Genomic DNA, 20,375 nt, shown 5'->3' with positions numbered 1-20,375 from the left:
TTTTAAATCATTTTAAGAAATCACCAGGGTTCATCATGCATCTATCCGACACAAATGTAATTTTAATTGTTGATGATATTCCGACTAACTTAGAAGTGCTTTCAGAAGCCCTAACAGATGCGGGATTTGATGTTGCAGTGGCAACTAGTGGCGAAAGTGCCCTCAGACAAATTGAATACGATTTACCAGCATTGATATTGTTAGATGTGATGATGCCGGGAATTGATGGATTTGAAACCTGTCGGCGATTAAAAGCTAATGCCAACACCAAAGATATACCAATTATTTTTATGACTGCTCTCAATGACTCTATAGATAAAGTCAAAGGGTTGTCGTTAGGTGCTGTAGACTATATTACTAAGCCGTTTCAACAAGCAGAAGTATTAGCTCGCGTCCAAGTTCAGGTACAACTGCGAAATGTAACCACAGCATTAGAGGAACAAAATCTACGCCTGAAACAAGAAATTGACGAACGTATTGCCGCAGAAGCCGCCTTGCAGCAGCTGACTCAAGATTTAGAACAGCGGGTAGCAGAAAGAACTAAAGAACTTTCACAAGCTCTGCACACTTTACAAAAAGCTCAAGTTCAACTTGTGCAGTCAGAAAAGTTAGCTACTTTGGGACAGTTAGTAGCTGGTGTTGCTCACGAAATTAATAATCCAGTCAATTTTATCTACGCCAATATTCATCATGCTAATTACTATATCCATAACTTAATAGAGCTAATACAGCTTTATCGAGTTCAGTCTCCTCATTCCACTGCTGATATTCAGAAAAAAATCAAAGAAATTGACTTAGAATTCTTAATTGAAGATTTACCAAAGCTTCTTTCTTCAATGGAAATCGGCGCTGAAAGAATTAGTAAAATAGTCAAGTCTTTTCGTACTTTTTCTCGTCATGATGAAGCCGAATTGAAAAAAGTAGATATTCATGAAGGTATTGACAGTACTTTGAGAATTCTCGAACATCGCCTAAATCAAAAATCGGCGCAGACTATTCACGTCACAAAACAATATAGCAATTTACCGAAAGTTGAGTGCTATGCAGGAAAAATGAACCAAGTGTTTATGAATATCCTCAATAATGCCATTGATGCTTTAGAAGAGGTAATAAGCACTTATGATTCTTTTATCCCCCCGACTATTTGGATTCACACCCATCTTCTCAAAGAAGAATATGTTGTCATTAAAATTATTGATAATGGCCCAGGAGTAGTACAGGAGATTCAAAAACGGTTATTCGATCCTTTCTTTACAACTAAACCTGCTGGTAAGGGTACAGGTTTAGGGTTATCTATTAGCCATCAAATTGTCACCGAACAACACGGTGGTTCGTTGAACTGTATTTCCAATCCAGGTAAGGGGACAGAGTTTGTAATTCAAATTCCACTTAGGCAGTCAGTATTATCCGATTATCAATGGCAGCATCCATCTCCAAACTTACTTGAATCGAGAACACACAACGAATTTCCTCTATCAGAAAACATACACCATTCGGCAGCCAGAATTTGGAAGTAAAACAAGCTTTATAGCTCAATATGTTTGGTGTTAATAAAGCTCATCTGTGGTGGTATTATTCCATCATCTCATGACTTGCCGATACGCCTGGATAAAAGCGATCGCTAATAATATTCTCCAACGAATATAAACATTGTTCCGGAAAATTTGACAGGGGAAAATTTGTTTCTCCGGATGCTAAATCTCTAGCATTTTCATAAGCTTCCTGGAGTAATTCTGCTAAATAAGACTTTAAACTAAAATTTTCATTTAACAAGTTCAGAGTCTCGCGCCTTTGCACGCGAATTGTAGCTAACCAACTCCGACTGCGTTGTCCTGGTTGATATTCCCACTTCAACAAATTTCCAATTAAGATACTGAGGCGATTTCTCAATTCTTGACGTTCTTTTCTAGCCAAGGACTCAATTTCCTCAATTAAATTTGACAAATCCAATTGACTCCATTGGTGATGACGCAACAAGTTAGCTTGTTGTTGAGTCCAGGCATAGAAATCAGCTTCATAGAGATTTTGGTTCGCACTTTTCGCTGTTTGCCCTATTTTTGGCGTTTGCATAGTGGGGTCGAAGCCTGGCGATGTTTTCCCAATTTTAGTATTTAGTGAAAGGGAAAGAAAAACTCATCTTCCCCTTACCAAAAACTAACTTATTCCCACTCGATGGTTCCAGGCGGCTTGGAGGTGATGTCATAAACCACCCGATTCACGCCTTTGACTTCATTCACAATCCGAGTGGAAATCACTTCCAGTACATCGTAAGGGACTCTTGCCCAATCTGCTGTCATACCATCTTCACTAGTGACAATCCGCAAAACGATGGGATAAGCGTAGGTACGCTGATCTCCCATAACGCCAACGCTACGAATTGGCAGCAATACAGCAAATGCTTGCCAGTAACTATGATATAAGCCGCGTTGGTTAATTTCTTGCCGCACGATTAAATCGGCATCGCGCAAAATATTTAAGCGTTCGGCGGTGACTTCACCTAAAATCCGAATTGCCAAACCGGGCCCTGGGAAAGGTTGGCGTTGGACAATTTCTTCTGGTAAACCAATAGAACGCCCAACTTTGCGGACTTCATCTTTAAATAATTTCCGCAGCGGTTCAACTAATTTAAATCTTAAGTCTTTGGGCAAACCACCGACGTTGTGATGGCTCTTAATTTTCACCGCTACCCGTTCGCCAGTTTGGGGATCGACGTTGGTATCAGCAGATTCGATGACATCTGGATAAAGAGTTCCTTGAGCCAGATAATCAAAGTGACCGAGACGTTTGGATGTTTCTTCAAATACGCGAATGAATTCGTGTCCGATGCGACGACGCTTTTCTTCGGGATCTGTAACGCCAGCAATGGTAGCTAAAAAGCGATCGCGAGCATTCACGTATTCTACAGGAATATGAAATTGCTCTTGAAACAGCTTCACCAATCGCTCTGGCTCGTACTTCCGCATAAAGCCTTGGTCGATAAACACACAAGTCAATTGCTCGCCAATGGCTTTATATAGCAAGAAGGCCAAAGTCGAAGAATCCACACCCCCAGACAATGCCAACAACACCCGCTTTTCACCAACTCTGGCGCGAATTTCCCGAATTGCTTCTTCTACAAAAGCCGCTGTTGTCCAAGTGGGTTCGCAATCGCAGATATGGTAGACAAAATTCCTAATTAATGCTAGACCACCAACTGAATGCACTACCTCTGGATGGAACTGCACGCCATAAAGTTTCCTTTCGTGGTCGGCAATGGCAGCGCAGGGAGTATTTTCTGTATGCGCCAGCAATTCAAACCCCGGTGGCATTTGGGTAACTGAGTCTCCGTGACTCATCCACATGGTGGTACCATCTTCGACATTGGTGAGCAAATCTGTGGGATCGTCTATATATAATGATGCTTTGCCGTATTCGCCCCGGTCGGCCTTTGCCACTTCTCCACCAAGTTGATTCACCATCAGCTGCATCCCATAGCAAACACCCAAGATGGGTATGCCCAAATTCCAGATTTCTGGATCGCAATGGGGAGCTTTATCGCCATAAACCGAACTCGGCCCGCCAGAGAGGATGATTCCCTTGGGATTGAGTTGGCGCAAATGTGCAGAACTAGTGCGATAAGATAAAACTTCAGAGTATACTTGAGTCTCGCGGATGCGACGGGCAATCAGCTCGGAATATTGGGAGCCGAAGTCCAAAATCAGAATCAATTGGCGATTCAGCTGCCCAAAGTTTTCTAATGTTTCGGGAGCTTGTTCTGTTGGTAGAGACACCGCTGTATTCATGACGGGGGGAATGTATGTCTGTGAAGGATAAATTGACGCCCTGTAACCTATAGCTTGATGCTATTATTCAGCCTGGGCAGGCTGATAATGGTATAAACAACCTTGACAAACGCATCTTTTTATGCGCTTGTCTATTTCGTGAGTTGGAGATGGTATTAGAAGGATAAACTTACCCGAAAGCGATCGCTTAAAAGGTTATTTATGTTAATTATTTACGATTATTCATAATAAGTTAACATAATTTTCCCATTAGCAGACCAGCAGTTTTACTCTTCACGATAATTTTGCGATCGCCATCAAAGAGGGCCGAGCCACAGACTGTAACTTCTGCGCCCCTTTGGCTATGGCTTTGGATGTATTCTTGGGAACGGATATCAATAGTTTCGGCGATCGCACTGTAAACTTGATTTACCCAATCGCTACCTGTGGAAGCGTCTAGGGATCGTAAGTATTTTAATGCGGCTTCAGCGGTAGGGCTGTCAAATATAGCTTGGATATCTGGTGATTTTAAACCAGCGATCGCGCAGTGGGCTGCTAAAATTTCCCGCCGTCCATCAGCTAGGTGGTGATGGGTGTGAAAAATTCCCCCTGCTAACTTCATCAACTTTCCGTGATAGCCAAATAATAAGATTTCTTTTACACCCAGCACATCAGCTTCTACTAGCATTGGCCCAAGCCAGTTAGCAGTTTTTACCAATTGTTCGGGATTAATCCCTAGTTTTCGCGCTAAATCTAGGCCATTCTCGCCGATACAAAATACCAAACTCTCAAAACGACTAGCTTTATTTTGTAATTGAGATCGGAAAGCTGCAAGTTGGTCGGGAGTACTTAAAGGTTGAGAAATGCCAGTTGTGCCTAAAAGCGAAAGTCCTTCAACTACACCAAAAGCAGAATTTGAAGTTCGCACAGCAAGCGATCGCCCTTCGGGTAAAATAATCGTCACCGTGATTTTTTCCCCAGCTGCCAACATTCGTTGTAAATTTTCTTGCAACAGCCTGCGAGCATAGGCATAAATAGCCGGCTTATCGTCAGCATTCGCCTGTTTGCCAATTCCTTCCCCACCCTTAATAGTTACAGCCTCTTCACCGTCTTGTCGCCATTCCACCATTGCCCAAATCGGCGTATCTCTAGTCAGGTCAAGATTATCGCCAGGGTCGCTACGGGTAATTGCCAAAGCTGTATTTTCAGATAGTCCGGCTACCTGTTCGATTGGGATTTCTGCGATTTGGTTTGGTTCAATTAAATCTATCGATGCTATGGTTAATGATTGGCGATCGCGTAACCAGTGTAAAGCTGCAACGGCAGCAGCGCAGGCAAAGACTGGGAGTGTGTATCCAGAACGGGACATTTTTTAAATTTAACTTTACAAAACCAGATAAATAAAATTCAACCTTTATGGTAAAGGCTAACATTAGGGGCAAATGATACCTTTTGTATCTACACTTAGGGCTTTTGACTGCTCGAACCATTATGTTATTAAATCGTTTCACCAAGGGAGATATTGAACTTGCCCTTCTAGTTCTCCCTCCTGGCCGCACTCTACAACTACAAGAATATCTTCAATTACACGGCCTACTGGTGCATCTAGGCTGACTTCGATAACTCCCGGCATGGTCTGGCCTTGCCTAACTCGATCGTATGCATAGCGAGTAATTGTAGAAACGTCATGGGTAAGCAGTATACGTCCTTCTTGGGCTGCCCAATCTAGGATAGTTGGATCGTTTTTGCCTGATAGTCCAACATCTTGTACGGGAACGATATCGATTTTTGGATTACGGCGGAACAATCCTCTAATAACTGTATTGTCGAAGTTTTCATCAGCAAGTAGTTTTAACATGCTTGCTGTGATGATTTACGGGCAAGCAAGCGATCGCGTAAGGCTTGTGGCTCATAAGTCGCTTGATTTATTGCACGAATCTCTTGTGATTGCTGTCGTCGCTGTTGCAAGTAGGCTTCTACTTCTGCCTGGTGATTGAGGTAGAAAGCGATTGTAGCGTAAACGTCAGCTAAATCTAGCGAGGGATAGCGATAAACAATTTCCTCTGCTGTTGCGCCTTGCTGAAAGACAGCAACTATAGTATCCAAAGTGACACGGGTTTTGCCAACTATAACTACACCATGCTCATTGGATTTTAGAGGAGCAGGTTCAGCCATAATCAATAGTGTCATGAATCCCTTCCAATTAATTGCTTTGATAGTAACCCAAGTTGCGGGTTATCAAATTTTAGATTTTTTGTATGCATCGATTTATGCGATGCCCATGACAAGTTGATGGTATTTCTTTTTAGTATCGTCGCAACCGCGATCTAGTCCGCCACATCAGGGTTATAATGGCGCAATTTGCTCAAATATAGTCTGGCTCAACCAAAGTTTCCAGGGGATAGGCACGATTTTGCTTTAGGTGAGCAATGATGCAGCGTAACACTAAAGTTTTAACGTGTACTGAATCAGGATACAAATCTACAATCTGTGAAATAATGCGATCGCTAAGATTTTCGTCTAGAAGCAGTTTCACAAGGATACCACAAATAACTTGTTCTCGCGATCGGCAGCAAAAGCAAGACACGCTTTGATATCTTCGGCAGTTAATTCAGAAAAATCCTCTAGGATTTCTGCTTCAGTCATTCCGCCTGCAAGATACTCCAAAATATCATAAACAGTGATTCGCATTCCCCGGATACAGGGTTTACCACTGCGTTTTCCAGGTTCAATTGTAATAATGTCGTGGTAATTCATAAAAAAGTAGATCGTTGTGCTAAAACTCGCTATCGTTTTGCTTCATCCCACTGATCCCGCATGAAATATTTGAAATAGCTATTAGTTAGACTCCCACCTCTGATAATAGAAATTGCATAGCTTCCCAAGAAAGTTCTTGTTGAATATAGCGAGGTGTTTCAGGATTGTAAGGACTCGCTACCCGATCGATATTGAGAATAATTGCCTCATCTGGTAGAACGGGCACATCTGGATCGAATGCTGTTGGATGCATCAAAGAACTAGAAAAACCTTTGAAAACAGCAATTGTATCTTGTTCGCCAGCAATTTCTACTGTTACCAATAAAACTTCTTGCGGTCGTTTAGCGGTATATTGTTCCAATCGTTTGCCAATGGAATCCATTTTTTGAATTTGAAATTTTCAATTTTGAATTGAAGCACAATGACGATTATTGAGGTGTAGCTGTGCGTCCTTGCTTGCCTAGCTTAACAAGGACAAAATAACTTAAGTACAGTACATAAATTACTAAACTAGTTATGCCAAGAAAACCTAAAAACTCAGCTTTGCTATTAGCATGAAAATATTCTTTGAACATTAATGGAGCCTCGAACCAGACGCGACAATAGGGCGTCTTGAGCGCACTGGCAGAAAAAGCACAATTTAAAAAAAGCGTAGAGGCTACTGCGCCTAAAAGACAATAAACAGTAGTTGCCCAACGCCAAGAAGTAAAAATTAACTTTAAAGCTCCAGTGGTTTGATACTCAATTTCATCGTTGATATCCACCCAAAACCATAGCGAAATCGGGATCAAAATCTGAGCCATCAATGCAGAAATAAAGCTAACTGGATACTGAGCAATCATGAGATAAACAGTGATTGCCAGCAGGCTTGATACTCGCCAGTATATAGCTAATAACCGTTGTATGCCTTCTGCTTTTTGCACAAATGCCCAAATCAAGAGAATCAGTGGAATAATTACCAGAAATAATACTGCCAGTCGGTAATCAATCCAGACAAAAGGGCGAAACCAAACATTAAAATCCATAGTTTTACTCAAATGATAATTGCAGGAGGATTTATAATTTACAATTCAGATGACTTCTGTTTTGATAGAACATTTCTAATCAAAAGGGAAGATCCATAACTGATACAAATCTACGTTGTAAACCGTAATTTTCAGTTTCACAGAGTAGGCAGTAGGGAGTATAAATATCGAAATTACGCAAATAACATATAAATTTGTATGAGAAATTTTTGTTCAAGTCAATCAACTCTGGCATACTTCTAAGCTATTAACTATAGCAATTCTATCCTAGTTGTCAAAATTACTTTTTTAACAAATTACTAAGGATGTAAAGAACGAAAAGACTTAGAAAGAGAATATTTCATTACCTCAAGGATAATCCTAGCTTGGATGCTATGGGTTGATTTGCACTAATGCGATCGCTTACCAACCTATACGGTTGAAAATTTTTACGTCTAAAAATATACAGACTATACTATAAAATCTGAAGGGGCGCACAAACGCACGCCCCTACAAGTACTTGATTTGTTACAAAAATTTTTGCAATACGTATTACAAAATCAAATTTTGTAACTTAGCTAATTGATTTTCGGGAATTTTTTTATTTGTCAAAACAGCAAGCAACTCGAAGATTCTAAATTTTGATTTTGTACCTACTTATGTGTAGTAGTATCAGGGAAAGTTGGAAAACTGACCCAGCGTCTATGCATTTGGTAGTTTTGAACAAAAACCCGATTTTTTTAGGGCGTAAAGTTTTACTTGCCAAATGAGGCTACATATTTCACTAATTCTCTACCTGTCAGCAAGGACAGTGAAAAGGCGAGAGTGCCATTTTAGACGGATACCGATCTCAAGGTGCAAGATATCAGTAAATAGATCTTAGCTGCCTGTTGACTAAACAAAAAATTCACTTGCTTCAATTTCTAGTCATCGTAAACTCGGCATTCAATTGCTTCTGGGTTATCGTCACAATACTGTTCCAAAGAGTTTTTTGGCTTGCTTTGGCGTTGGTGAGAAGCTTCGGCTTGCAATTCTTCTACTGCATCCCAGGCAGCAGCACACTCTGGTGAGTTGCTACCGTTAAGATCGCAGACACTACGCGCCTGTTCTACTTCTTGTTGGATTTGTTCTTGGATGCCGTTTTTTGCTGTTTCTTGAATGTTTGTCATTGTTTAGTCTCGTTGTGTGTTGTTAGTACTAGTATAGAAAGACTTCAAAAATGGCAGTTTTTGATTTTATTACTAACTATTTTAACCACTTAGCTGATAATTAAGTTAGCGTTTGAGTCTATTGATTTCTAATCCATACAGCAAACTGTGACATTTATAATGTATTCACCTTTATTTTTTAAGATTTTATGGAATCAGTACTATAGATAGATAATCATACAATATATTTAGATGCATGTATTAGGGAATGACAACCCCGTTTGCCGGGATGGTGAATACAAACAACTGGGGTCAACTCTTGTAGGATGCAATTCTTCCCAAAATGAAAAATCAAAAACTACTAGCCTAAAAAGCAAAAGAAGCCCAAAACTCATGGCAGACCAAATGCAGTGGGCAAACGCCCTATCAACCCATCATTCCTTGGAAGCAGCAGTCGCAGATGTGGTACAACGAGCTGTCTCATCGTTAACAGCACCTGCGGATTTAGGGCTGGTATTCATTTCGTCTGCTTTTACGAGTGAGTATTCTCGACTATTACCTTTGTTGGCTGAGAAGCTTTCTGTGCCGGTGCTGATTGGCTGTAGTGGTGGTGGTGTAATTGGGACAACAGTTAGTGGAGAAACCCAAGAACTAGAAGCCGAACCAGCTATCAGTCTGACTTTAGCGCACCTTCCAGGGGTGCAGGTTCGGGTATTTCATGTTGTTGCTGAAGAATTACCTGACTTGGATAGTTCCCCAGATGCTTGGCTTGATTTAGTTGGTGTACCCCCCAATCCCACACCCCACTTCATTTTGCTTTCTAGTTCCTTCGCTTCTGGAATCAACGATTTGTTGCAGGGGCTGGATTTTGCTTATCCAGGATCGGTAATAGTTGGAGGACAGGCTAGTGGTGGGGGTATGGGCGGTCGTGTTGCCTTATTTTGTAAGGATGACCATAGCGATTTGGGTCAAAGTTTGTATCGTGAGGGCACTATTGGCATAGCTTTGACTGGAAATATTGTTTTGGAAACGATTGTCGCTCAAGGATGCAGACCTATTGGTAAACCGTTGCAAGTTACCAAAGCCGATCGCAATATCATTCTAGAGTTAGATGAACAAGTGCCTTTAATTGTATTGCGAGATTTGATTGCCAGTCTCAGCGAAGAAGAACGGACTTTAGCACAGCACTCTTTGTTTGTGGGCGTGGCAATGGATGAATTTAAGCTAGCTTTACAACAGGGAGACTTTTTAATTCGCGGTATTCTCGGTGTCGATCCTACAGCAGGAGCGATCGCAATTGGCGATCGTGTTCGTCCCGGTCAAAGGCTGCAATTCCACCTCCGCGATGCCCAAGCCTCCGCCCAAGATTTAGAATTACTCCTCCAAAGTTATCAAGACCAACGCAACTCCGAACCCTCTGCCGCAGCTGCTTTGATGTTTGCCTGTCTGGGAAGAGGTGAAGGACTATATGGTAAACCCAATTTTGATTCGGAATTATTTAGGCGCTATATCAAAGATATTCCTGTAGGCGGCTTTTTCTGTGGCGGTGAAATCGGCCCTGTTGGCGGCAGAACCTTCTTACACGCCTATACTTCAGTATTTGGAATTTGTCGGCAAAATCAGTCGTAAGTTAAAAGATGGGAGTTAGGAGTTAGGAGTTATGAGTTGGGAGTTGGGAGTTGGGAGTTGGGAGTTGGGAGTTAAGAGTTAGGAGTTATGAGTTGTGAGTTGTGAGTTTGAAATATTTAACTCCTCACTCCTCACTCCTCACTCCTCACTCCTAACTTTTAACTCCCAACTCATAACTCCTCACTCCTAACTTTTAACTCCTATCCAGCAAAAGCGTGCTGTTATTATCAATCATAGTCACGGTTCCACCTGTGGCGATGCTTGAGTTGGGCTGTGAAGCAGCGTAAGTTTGAATGTAGCGGCGTACTTCTTGGGGGAAATGCGGGTAGTCTAACACGGCATCACCATCGGCAATAGTCGCCCAGAAGTCACGCAAACTAGGAGCTAATTCTTTTGCCTGTGATAGTGGTAAGTTTAGGGGAGAGTTAGTTAGTAGTTTGATTAAAAATGGGAAAGAGCGATCGCCCATCCACTGCCGTGATAACTGCTGCAAGTCTGGAAAATCAGGCACTGATTCTACCCTATGGGATAAAATTTGCAACCATTCTCTACCTTGATTATCCCGACGAAATTCTAGCACCCGATAAGGATGAGGATAGCTAACCAAAGAGCCGGTGGTAATATCATATACCCCTTTATCGTAAGCAACATCTTGAACGTGCAAATGCCCAGTAAACACTAGCTTGACTCCGTAGCGGTTGAGTAACTGCAACAATTGGGCGGAATTTGCCAGCATATAGCGATTTGCTAGTGGGTGACGCGATTGATTGGGTAAATGCTCAACCACATTATGATGCACCATCACCAAAATTAATTCATCACCAGATGCCGCCAAAACTTCTTCTAACCAACGCAGTTGTTTGCTATCCAAACATCCCACCTGCTCGCCTTGGTCGTTAAAAAAGTTAGAATTGAGTCCAATCAGCTTGACTCCAGGTAGCAACTCACGAATGTAGTAAATCTGTCGCGGATCTTCATAGCCAAACTTCGTGTAATAGTAGGGAAAATCCTCAAAAGCAATTGATTGCTCATTGGCAAATAGTACGGGAACGTCATGATTGCCAGGAACAACATAAACGGGAAAAGGTAGCTGCGCTAAGCGTTGTTGTAACCAAGCATGATTCTCAGGTTCGCCATGCTGGGTTAAATCTCCTGGCAACAACAGAAAATCTAAATCAAGTTGTGTCAAATGTTCTAGTACACTTTCAAATGCTGAAATACTGACTTCCACAAGATGAAACCGACTAGGATGATTCCAGATTGTGTGGGGAAGTGCTAGGTGTAAGTCACTGACGATCGCAAACCGAAAATTGAGAGTCATCGATTTAGGAAAATGTTAAAAGGAGGAGCTAAAACAAGTCTTTTCCAAAAAGTATAACCCTTACTCAATCTTCCTGCTCAGCAGTGGGTCTATTTAACATTTGTACACATTGAGCATCGATTACACGCTATAGTAACAATTGACTTTAAGGTTTATGAGATATGTTTAATCTGTAAAACTCAAAAAAATTTAATTACTAAAAATTACGAATTACGGATTACAAATAAGGAGAAGAAATTTTGGCAGCAGTCCGAGTCCGCCAGCATGTTAACCCACTTGCCCAAAAGTATCAAACACCAGTAAATCCTCTTGACTGGGAAAAAGTTTATGCAAAGCCAAATCAATCTCTACATTTAGATATTGGCTGTGCTAAAGGGCTTTTTTTGTTGAATATGGCCAAGATAGAACCAAACTGGAATTTTTTGGGCTTAGAAATTCGGGAACCGCTGGTGGTGGAGGCGAATAAGTTGCGTTCTAAGTTAGGTTTAACAAATTTGCATTACTTATTTTGCAATGTAAATAATTCCTTGGAATCGCTTTTATCTTCATTGCCTCCTGGAAGTTTACAACGGGTGACAATTCAATTTCCCGATCCTTGGTTTAAAACCCGCCATGCTAAACGTCGTGTAGTCCAACCAGAACTAGTAGCAGAATTAGCTAATTATCTTGCGGTTGGGGGGGTTGTATTTCTGCAATCAGATATGGAATTTATCGCTGTGGAAGTGCGCGATCGCTTTGCTGCTCACCCAGCTTATCAGCAAGTTGGTACAGAAGAATGGCTAGCCCAAAACCCGCTACCAGTGCCCACAGAACGAGAAATATATACTCAAAACAAGGGCGAACCTGTTTATCGGGCTTTGTTTGTCAGGCGAGAAGTTGAGAATCGAGAAGAATGACAGCGCAATCTCCAGACAAAAAAGTTTTCAGGGCATAAATGTTTTAGTTGCTGCTCAAAATTTGAATTGCTGCGTAGGCGTAGCCAGCCGTAGGCATCGCTTACAGCTTGAATAGAGACGCCTATTTATCTTTTTATGTTGCCTTTAAGCATTGGAAAGGGGAGTTTTTCTTCCCTTCACCTTGTCCTCTTCAATGGGACATAAAAGTTTTAGTTGTGTCGAAGAAAAACTTTTAACAATAGAGTCTACAATCTTCATTTTGCCTAAAATCGTAGAAGACAAAAGATTTGAAGCTTAGTATTCATATTTGATAGCGTATGACATTTATATTGAACTCCAACAATGTTTTTGATTATTTAGTTGAGCGTGACTTATTGACTCAATCAGAGCAATCTCTCACGAATATTGAGGCGATACCTGCAAAAAACTTTAATTTATTACTCACCCTGTCAGACGGTGGTAAGCTTCTTGTGAAGCAAGAACGGTGCGATCGCGATGGAAAAACAGCAGGTGAGTTTTTAGATGAGTGGCGAATTCAAGAGTTATTACAAAAATTTCCGGAACTGAATTACACAAAATTATTTTTGCCCGAAGTACTTGATTTTGATAGAGAAAACTCAATTATTGTCTTTAAATACCTCGATAATTATCGCGATTTAAACGATTTCTATATGAATGGGAATATATTCCCTCCAACAATAGCAGCAGCTATCGGTAGTTGTATAGCAACAATCCATCGCCAAACCTTCAATTGCCAAAAATATCAAGATTTCTTCTCTCCGAATTCCGACAATATAAAATCCGATCTGGTATTGCTTTTGATTCGGAAATTGGAGCAGATCGGCCCGGAAATTTTTGGTTTAGTACCTGCTGATGGATTGAAATTTTTCGCCCTTTATCAGCGATATGATAGCTTGGGACAAGCACTTAGAGAACTGAGTACAGCTTTTGCGCCGCGATGTCTGACGCACAATGACCTCAAGCTCAACAACATTCTATTGCATCAGGAATGCGAGCAGTCATTCCCGCAAGCCGAAGTATCACAAAACGGTATTGTGCGACTGATTGATTGGGAGCGATCGTCTTGGGGAGATCCAGCTTTCGATCTAGGGTCAATTATTACCAGTTATCTCCAAATTTGGCTCAATAGCTTAATTGTTAGCAAAGAGATGACTATCGATGAATCTCTGCGCTTAGCTACCACTCCCCTCGAATCCTTACAACCTTCTATTTATGCTTTAACTAGTGCTTATTTAGAGTCTTTTCCAGAAATTTTAGTTCGCTATCCTGATTTTATTCAGCGAGTTGTGCAATTTTCCGGTTTGGCATTAATTCAAGCAATTCAGTCCATAATTCAGTATCAAAAATCTTTCGGCAATATGGGTATTTCTATGCTTCAGGTTGCTAAAAGTTTGTTGTGCCGTCCAGAGCAATCTATTCCTACCGTTTTTGGTACGACAGCAGCAGAACTAACCCGCCTAACTAGCTCTGGTAATGAAGTATTATCTAACACAATTTGATAACTCGCAGCAGTTTGGTTTCTAGATTTGGTAATTGTGAAAACAGATAATTGCAGATAAATTATTATCCTTTATCAGGTTTCAGTAGAGAACGTAGTTATCTATCAAATAAGTTTTTGAGCATAAAAATCCTTGCAGCTTAGGTGAAATGACAGTCATGTTATTTCACCATTTTTTATATACAGCGTATTTCAGGTAAATAAAGTACATGGATAGGGGCAAAATATATTGTGCCCCTACAATTATCTGTAGGTCACAAAGTAGCAATCTGCTGTAATTGCGTTACATGAAAAAATGTAAGGCATTTGATTTATTTAATTAGCCAATTATAAAAAAGCAAAGATGACAAAAAAGGTGTATTAAAGGAATAAAAACTACTTGCTTATCCTAGCTAATCTATTAATTACTATGCCAACATTTAGGCATGAACTAAAAAGTTCATCATTCAATTTACTTTATTCAACTAGGAGGATTTCATGGCTACTATCAAAATTCACGACTTAAGTCCCGCTGGCTCCGAACTGTTTCAAGATTCTGAAAGCTTCCTTAATGAGCTAACAGATGCAGAATTGGGAGTACATGGCGGTAGAGCAGCAGAATCAGTCACTGTTACTATTAGCATTACTTTGTCAGTTACTTACTCTTGGTCTTGGACTTGGTAATTTCTTCGTTTTACTTAAAACAAACTCTTGCTTGGTGTAACTGTTTTTTGTTCATAATTCACACAATATTTTGAGGATGATAACGTATGGCTACTATCAAAATTCACGACTTAAGCCCCGCTGGTTCCGAACTGTTTCAAGATTCTGAAAGCTTTCTCAATGAGCTAACAGATGAAGAATTGGGAGTAAATGGTGGTTTAAGAGTAGCATCAGTAACTGTGACTGTTACAGTTACTTGGACTTGGACTTGGACTTGGTAATTTTTTAGTTTTGCTTAAAAGACAGTCCTGCTTAGTATAACTGTCTTTTTTTTGTTCATAATTAATACAATATTTAAGGATGAAAACTGATGGCTACTATCAAAATTCATGACTTAAATCCCGCTGGTTCAGAACTGTTTCAAGATTCTGAAAGCTTTCTCCATGAGCTAACAGATGCAGAATTGGGAGTACAAGGAGGTTTTAGAACACAATCGTTCACTTATTGCTGGCCTGTGTCTTGGACTATCCCTTTGTAATCTTTTGTAGATAATTCACACAATAATTTTTTAGTTTTACCTAAAAGACAGTTCTGTATAGCGGAACTGTCTTTTTTCTATGTTTAGACAGAATTTGAGAATGATAACTGATATCTATGCATCACAACGAGCTAATTAATGCAGAACTCAACAGGCAAGAGAGATTAAACTGGGAACTTTATGGTTATATAACCTGGCTTTTTCCGAAACTGATAAGTAGGTGGACACAATCATTTAGAAGACGCATTTCGACTTCTCCCAAGGGGAGACGCTACGCGTAGCAAGATCCCGAAGGGTACGCTCAATGCTCGATCGCTGAGAAGACGAGGGTTGAGCGGAGTCGAAACCCGACAATATCTTTTTTAGTTTAATTTAGTATTTCTACTTAATTGGTAAGGTTTTAGTTCTGCTTGGATGGCACATTGTCTACAAGCAGATTTTTTTGGGACTGGATAGGATAACTAACAGAAATAAAACATGACATAAAGGTTTTATTTGTGCCCGAAAAAGCATTGTATTTTTGTTGTTTTACTCAAATCAATATGTCAGTATTTAAACATGAACTAAAAAGTTCATAACTCACTTAAATTTACTCAATTAGGAGATTAATTAATCATGGCTAATATTAAATTGCACGATTTAAGTCCCGCTGGTTCCGAACTCTTTCAAGATTCTGAAAGCTTCCTCAATGAATTAAATGCTGACGAATTAAATAACGTCAATGGAGGGTTGTTCGGAATAACTCTAACTATAACTATAACGATTACAATAACTTTAACTTTGTAAGAACTAAAGTTATATATTAGTTTTTTCGAGCATAAATAACAGTGCTACTTAAAGCACTGTTATTTATAAAAATAGAGTAACTCCTGTCTATTTATTAACTAGCCTATTCAATGATTGCTGAATTATTAGAAATTAACCCAAACCACTCATCAGAAGCAGATCGACGACTGTGGGATGCTTTAGAAGACATCGTTAATAACATTGAAATCGAATCTAATTTTTGTATTCGTCACCCAAGTTACAAGCCCTTAGATCTGCCAGAAGAGGTGATAGTTCGTTTCAAAAAGATGTCTAAGGATGTTCAAAATAGATACTCTAATTTGCAACTGCGTAGTTTTATTTATGGAATTTATTACAACGGTTCTCTACAAAAAACTCTAGCGCTTGATGGAGATTCATCTAACCTGCAATTACACCAAGATTTAGAAAATAACTCATTCTTAGGGGTAGACTTGGCGTTTTACGATCGCTTACACAATAGCAATACTGGAGAGGGCTATTTTGACGCTAATTGGTGTGTAGTCAAACAAGTAAATGATGATACCTTAATGGTCACAAAGGGCGGTTTAAATTTATATATTAAACGCGATTACCACTTACAATCAGCCGAACAATCTGCGGTGGTAGACGATCTAGTTGCAATTAGATTGCCTAAAAATCGAGTTCAAAACGGATTTTATTTGGCGGTTGGGAATGCTGGTCCGCAAACTATCGGCAATCCAAATCATCAGCCACAAACTGTACGTATTTACTTTAATTTGAGTCCAGAAGGTGCAGTTGCAGTTATGGGTAGCCTAACGCAGCAACTCAACGAAATTAACATTCCTTTCACATTTAAAGCACTATACAATCCTGCTGACTACGGTCGCTATGATTCAGCAGTGCTTTACTTTGAGAAAAGCTACTATGAAGCCGTTCGGCCAATTTTACAAAGTGTTTATACAGAAAAGCAGGCGCACTTTAATTCAGAAGTTCCATTATTCACAAAATTACTGATGCCAGGGCTAAGTTTGGCAGAAGAACCAAACCAGAGATTTGCAGCCCAAGAAAGTTTTGGTATCAATCGCTGTCAAATTATTGCTAATGGATTGTTACAAGCTAGCCAACAGGGAAATAACTCTCCCGAAGAACGGATGAAAGCTATTCTAGAAAACTTTTCTCTTCTGGGAATTGAATTACACCGTTCTTATCTTAATGCCAACTCTGAAGACATCTACACACCGTTGAACTAATGCAAATACTCGACCTTGCGCCGCCAAAAGTAACAACTTCCAACGAAGTTAATTTCAACAAGAAATTTCCCGAATCAGATTTGCCATTTTACCGCAAACTAGGACGAACTGATTTAACTGTTAGCGCTTTAGGATTAGGAGGTGGAGGTAAAATCTCTAGTGAAGATACCCTTTATGCCTTCGACCAAGGGATTAACTTCTTTTTTTACTCTAGCGATTTGCACCACTATCTCTACAGCCACATGTCTGAAGGACTGCGGAAATTATGCGGTCGTGGCTCATCAGTGCGAGAAAAACTAGTACTGGCAACGGTGAGTTATATCAAAAATCCAGATGCGGCAATGGCAGCCATCATCGACCAATTTGTAGACCTGAAAATGGACTATATTGATGTCTTCTTTTGGGGCTGGATTGGCACCAGTGATGAGCCAATGTTTGAGAAATGCTTAGACCGTTCCAACGATTTAAGAGGTGCTGGTAGCATTTACGAACGAATCGTTGAAAGAATGTTTGGCGTTTCCGAACGCCTCAAAAAAATGGGGGCTGTTCGTTATATTGGTGCTTCTTTTCACGACTTAGATTTAGCTAACAAATGGCTGAATAATTCATTAATAGATGTGGCGATGGTGAGACATAATGTCGCTCATCGTACAGCTCAAAAATCAGTATTTAAAAATTTGCAAGCCGAAGATCCGCAGCGATCGGGTATTGTCACGTTTAAATCTGCGGGAATGCATGGCCCCCTTTGGCATCCTCCTGCTGGTTTGCCAGAAGGATGTTGGGTGCCTTCAGTTCCTGATTTATACCGCTATTCTTTGAGCCAAAACTGTGTAGATGTCTGCCTGATGGGTTCAGAAAAGCGGGAACATATAGACGCGGCGATCGCAGGCATCCAAAAAGGTAAACTCACCGCAGAAGAAATAGATTATCTCAACCTTTATGGCGATTTACATCGCCATCGTTTCCAAAACCAAAATATTCCTACAGATAAATTAATTTACAGAGGTTAATAATTATGACAGAAAATGTAGCTACACCAAGAATATCTAGCGGCGAAAACCTTTTAGCAACACTAAAACTCCCAGAGATTTCACTCGCAACAAACGAACAAATATTAGACCACCTACGCCATTCATATAAAATTGGTGCTGTTGCTGCCGATGCCGAACAAGAAGTCTTAATTTTACGTCTCTGCGAACAGCTAGAAATTACAGTTTCTGAAGATGAATTGCAAGCCGCAGGAGATATCTTTCGCCAAGATCGTAAATTATTAACAACTTCAGAAACTTTGTCATGGCTAGCACAGCAGCGTTTACAAGTAGAAGAATGGTCTGAAAGTATTAGAGTCGCACTGTTAACACAAAAGTTAAAAGAACGTTTATTTGGCTCAACTATAGATACTCAATATCTAGTCGATCCTTATATTTTTAAACGTGTTGCTTTATCTCAGATTCTCGTACTCGATTTAACAGAAGCTTTGAGAATAGTCCAAGGACTACAAGAAGATAAGGCTGCCTTTTGTAGTTTGGCACTACAATATTCAAAAGGCAAGCAGTCCAAAGAAAATGGTGGCTTTGTAGGTATTCGTTTTGTTTCAGAACTACTGCCGGAATTAGGACAAGCTATTGCAGAAGCAAAAGATGGTGATGTGATTGGCCCGATTCAAACCAAATTAGGTTATCACATTCTAAAAGTTGAAAAATGGTTTTCTCATGAGTTCAGAGAAGTTAAAGAGCAAGTATTAGAATTCCTGCTGCAAACATGGTTAAAGAGTCAAACTCACTCTGATTCTCACAGTTTGGTAACTGTAAAAAATAATTAGGAATAGTACAAATTCCCTGGATATTTATATTTAATATTCAGGGAATTTTAGACGCAATATTTATAGAATTTAATAATCAAGCTATGTCAATACATCATCAATCTAGACACAATTCCCTCAAACTCAGATACATTGGTGAGTTTATGAAAAGACATTTCAAAAAAGCTTGGCTCTTTCTAGGCTTAACTTTTTTCTTTAATTATTTATTAGTCATTCTATACCTAACCTTAGGCGGTAAATGGGTCGTACCTGGTTCGCTGATTGTAACTACAGCTTATATGTTTATTCCGATGCTCGTTGCTGTAGTTATCCAGAAGTTAATTTACCACGAACCATTGCAAAAACCATTCGGTATTTCTTTTAAGTTCAATTGGTGGTTTTTGGTAGCATGGTTATTAGCGCCAACTATAGCATTTACGACCTTTGCAGTTAGTCTACTTTTTCCTGGAGTTGAATATTCTCCAGAAATGGCAGGACTATTTGCACAATTAAAAACAGTACTCTCTCCAGAAAAATTGCAGCAAGTACAAACTCAAATAGCAGCTTTACCAATTCCATTGATTTGGATTAGCTTAATACAGGGTTTAATTGCAGGTGCAACCATCAATGCTGTTGCAGCTTTTGGTGAAGAATTAGGTTGGAGAGGTTTGCTGCAAAAAGAATTTAATTATCTAGGGTTTTGGAAGTCTTCAGTGATTATCGGTTTGATTTGGGGAATATGGCACGCTCCAATAATTATCCAAGGACATAACTATCCTCAACACCCGTTATTAGGTGTTTTAATGATGACAATTTTTACCCTATTGTTATCACCAATTTTTAGCTATATCAGGCTCAAGTCCCAATCTGTTATTGCTACTTCTATTCTACATGGAACATTAAATGCTACAGCAGGATTGTCTATCTTAGCAATCAAAGGAGGTAACGATTTAACAGTTGGTGTTACAGGATTAGCTGGTTTTCTAGTTTTAATAGCTGTAAACATCAGTCTATTTATTTATGAGTATGCAAGTTCTAAAAGGTCATTTATAAAGTAAAATTCAACAAATCAATTACACCAGATTGTAGTTTGGTGAGGTACAGATTATTGTAAAGGCACAACAATGTTCATACGTGTCACTTAACGCCAAACCCTTGTAAAGATGTGATATTCAGCTATGTCACTTACCATCAAGATCCGCGTTACCCCACCCCGGTTTTGTCTAAAGCCAAAACCTCCCCTCCCCTTGCTAAGGGGAGGGGTTGGGGGTGGGGTAAAACGATTGTGGGACAACAGTTTGAGCTTAAGTTGACACCAATGAGCATTTTGGTCACCCCACA

At 40.0% G+C, this 20,375-nt stretch carries 23 protein-coding genes; 12 read left to right on the top strand and 11 right to left on the bottom strand.

What is annotated here, in order from left to right:
• The first annotated feature begins 35 nt into the window (after positions 1–35).
• Positions 36–1,517, top strand: coding sequence for a hybrid sensor histidine kinase/response regulator (locus tag NSTC745_RS34670; RefSeq protein WP_445635083.1), 1,482 nt, complete (start codon positions 36–38; stop codon positions 1,515–1,517).
• A gap of 55 nt (positions 1,518–1,572) precedes the next feature.
• Here NSTC745_RS34670 and NSTC745_RS34665 read toward each other — a convergent pair whose 3' ends face one another.
• The 10 genes from NSTC745_RS34665 to NSTC745_RS34620 form a co-directional block, all read right to left on the bottom strand.
• Entirely contained in the window at positions 1,573–2,070 is a 498-nt protein-coding gene (locus NSTC745_RS34665) for a DUF29 domain-containing protein (protein WP_445635082.1), read from the bottom strand.
• Positions 2,071–2,159: 89 nt separating this feature from the next.
• The gene (guaA, locus tag NSTC745_RS34660; protein WP_445635081.1) at positions 2,160–3,782 is read right to left on the bottom strand and encodes a glutamine-hydrolyzing GMP synthase; all 1,623 of its coding nucleotides are present in this window, start codon (positions 3,780–3,782) and stop codon (positions 2,160–2,162) included.
• Positions 3,783–4,014: 232 nt separating this feature from the next.
• Positions 4,015–5,130 carry a cobalt-precorrin-5B (C(1))-methyltransferase CbiD gene (gene cbiD, locus NSTC745_RS34655; protein ID WP_445635080.1) on the bottom strand — a complete coding sequence of 372 codons (1,116 nt, stop codon included), beginning with the start codon at positions 5,128–5,130 and terminating at the stop codon, positions 4,015–4,017.
• 138 nt (positions 5,131–5,268) lie between these two features.
• The gene (locus NSTC745_RS34650) at positions 5,269–5,619 is read right to left on the bottom strand and encodes a DUF5615 family PIN-like protein (RefSeq protein WP_445635079.1); all 351 of its coding nucleotides are present in this window, start codon (positions 5,617–5,619) and stop codon (positions 5,269–5,271) included.
• Positions 5,613–5,951 carry a DUF433 domain-containing protein gene (locus tag NSTC745_RS34645; RefSeq protein ID WP_445635078.1) on the bottom strand — a complete coding sequence of 113 codons (339 nt, stop codon included), beginning with the start codon at positions 5,949–5,951 and terminating at the stop codon, positions 5,613–5,615. Before NSTC745_RS34645 ends, NSTC745_RS34650 begins: the two co-directional genes overlap by 7 nt.
• Positions 5,952–6,126: 175 nt before the next feature.
• On the bottom strand, positions 6,127–6,297 hold the full coding sequence (locus tag NSTC745_RS34640) for a DUF5615 family PIN-like protein (protein WP_445635077.1): 171 nt from the start codon (positions 6,295–6,297) through the stop codon (positions 6,127–6,129).
• Positions 6,294–6,518, bottom strand: a complete 225-nt coding sequence (locus NSTC745_RS34635; RefSeq protein ID WP_445635076.1) for a DUF433 domain-containing protein — start codon at positions 6,516–6,518, stop codon at positions 6,294–6,296. The genes NSTC745_RS34640 and NSTC745_RS34635 overlap by 4 nt, the downstream gene beginning before the upstream one ends.
• A gap of 85 nt (positions 6,519–6,603) precedes the next feature.
• The gene (locus NSTC745_RS34630; RefSeq protein ID WP_445635075.1) at positions 6,604–6,900 is read right to left on the bottom strand and encodes a DUF7734 family protein; all 297 of its coding nucleotides are present in this window, start codon (positions 6,898–6,900) and stop codon (positions 6,604–6,606) included.
• Between the two features lie 46 nt (positions 6,901–6,946).
• On the bottom strand, positions 6,947–7,543 hold the full coding sequence (locus tag NSTC745_RS34625; RefSeq protein WP_445635074.1) for a DUF3177 family protein: 597 nt from the start codon (positions 7,541–7,543) through the stop codon (positions 6,947–6,949).
• A gap of 902 nt (positions 7,544–8,445) precedes the next feature.
• Positions 8,446–8,691, bottom strand: coding sequence for a Calvin cycle protein CP12 (locus tag NSTC745_RS34620; RefSeq protein ID WP_445635073.1), 246 nt, complete (start codon positions 8,689–8,691; stop codon positions 8,446–8,448).
• A gap of 372 nt (positions 8,692–9,063) precedes the next feature.
• On the opposite strand from NSTC745_RS34620, the gene NSTC745_RS34615 reads away from it, so the two are divergent.
• Positions 9,064–10,299 carry an FIST signal transduction protein gene (locus NSTC745_RS34615; RefSeq protein WP_445635072.1) on the top strand — a complete coding sequence of 412 codons (1,236 nt, stop codon included), beginning with the start codon at positions 9,064–9,066 and terminating at the stop codon, positions 10,297–10,299.
• A 193-nt stretch (positions 10,300–10,492) separates the two neighbouring features.
• On the opposite strand, the gene NSTC745_RS34610 is transcribed toward NSTC745_RS34615, so the two are convergent.
• On the bottom strand, positions 10,493–11,620 hold the full coding sequence (locus tag NSTC745_RS34610) for a metallophosphoesterase family protein (RefSeq protein WP_445635071.1): 1,128 nt from the start codon (positions 11,618–11,620) through the stop codon (positions 10,493–10,495).
• A gap of 239 nt (positions 11,621–11,859) precedes the next feature.
• Between NSTC745_RS34610 and trmB the strand changes: the two genes are divergently transcribed.
• The 10 genes from trmB to NSTC745_RS34560 all read left to right on the top strand — a co-directional run bounded on the left by trmB (position 11,860) and on the right by NSTC745_RS34560 (position 20,092).
• Entirely contained in the window at positions 11,860–12,516 is a 657-nt protein-coding gene (gene trmB, locus NSTC745_RS34605) for a tRNA (guanosine(46)-N7)-methyltransferase TrmB (protein WP_445635070.1), read from the top strand.
• Between the two features lie 317 nt (positions 12,517–12,833).
• Entirely contained in the window at positions 12,834–14,036 is a 1,203-nt protein-coding gene (locus NSTC745_RS34600; protein ID WP_445635069.1) for a phosphotransferase family protein, read from the top strand.
• Between the two features lie 476 nt (positions 14,037–14,512).
• On the top strand, positions 14,513–14,698 hold the full coding sequence (locus NSTC745_RS34595) for a hypothetical protein (RefSeq protein ID WP_445635068.1): 186 nt from the start codon (positions 14,513–14,515) through the stop codon (positions 14,696–14,698).
• Positions 14,699–14,784: 86 nt separating this feature from the next.
• On the top strand, positions 14,785–14,958 hold the full coding sequence (locus NSTC745_RS34590) for a hypothetical protein (RefSeq protein WP_445635067.1): 174 nt from the start codon (positions 14,785–14,787) through the stop codon (positions 14,956–14,958).
• Positions 14,959–15,047: 89 nt separating this feature from the next.
• Positions 15,048–15,215 (top strand): hypothetical protein, encoded by a 168-nt coding sequence (locus NSTC745_RS34585; RefSeq protein ID WP_445635066.1) that lies wholly within the window; start codon positions 15,048–15,050, stop codon positions 15,213–15,215.
• Between the two features lie 615 nt (positions 15,216–15,830).
• Positions 15,831–16,001: a bacteriocin gene (locus NSTC745_RS34580; RefSeq protein WP_445635065.1), complete on the top strand. Its 171-nt coding sequence runs from the start codon at positions 15,831–15,833 to the stop codon at positions 15,999–16,001.
• A gap of 110 nt (positions 16,002–16,111) precedes the next feature.
• Complete coding sequence (locus tag NSTC745_RS34575) at positions 16,112–17,233, top strand: T3SS effector HopA1 family protein (protein ID WP_445635064.1); 1,122 nt, start codon at positions 16,112–16,114, stop codon at positions 17,231–17,233.
• Positions 17,233–18,243, top strand: a complete 1,011-nt coding sequence (locus NSTC745_RS34570) for an aldo/keto reductase (protein ID WP_445635063.1) — start codon at positions 17,233–17,235, stop codon at positions 18,241–18,243. Before NSTC745_RS34575 ends, NSTC745_RS34570 begins: the two co-directional genes overlap by 1 nt.
• A gap of 5 nt (positions 18,244–18,248) precedes the next feature.
• Positions 18,249–19,055, top strand: coding sequence for a peptidylprolyl isomerase (locus tag NSTC745_RS34565; RefSeq protein ID WP_445635062.1), 807 nt, complete (start codon positions 18,249–18,251; stop codon positions 19,053–19,055).
• Between the two features lie 143 nt (positions 19,056–19,198).
• Positions 19,199–20,092 (top strand): lysostaphin resistance A-like protein, encoded by an 894-nt coding sequence (locus tag NSTC745_RS34560; RefSeq protein ID WP_445635061.1) that lies wholly within the window; start codon positions 19,199–19,201, stop codon positions 20,090–20,092.
• Positions 20,093–20,375: the final 283 nt, after the last annotated feature.

The sequence above is a fragment of the Nostoc sp. DSM 114161 genome (assembly GCF_052692665.1).
The sequence above is the reverse complement of the archived record's forward strand: the minus strand, read 5'-3'. Positions and strand labels throughout refer to the sequence as shown.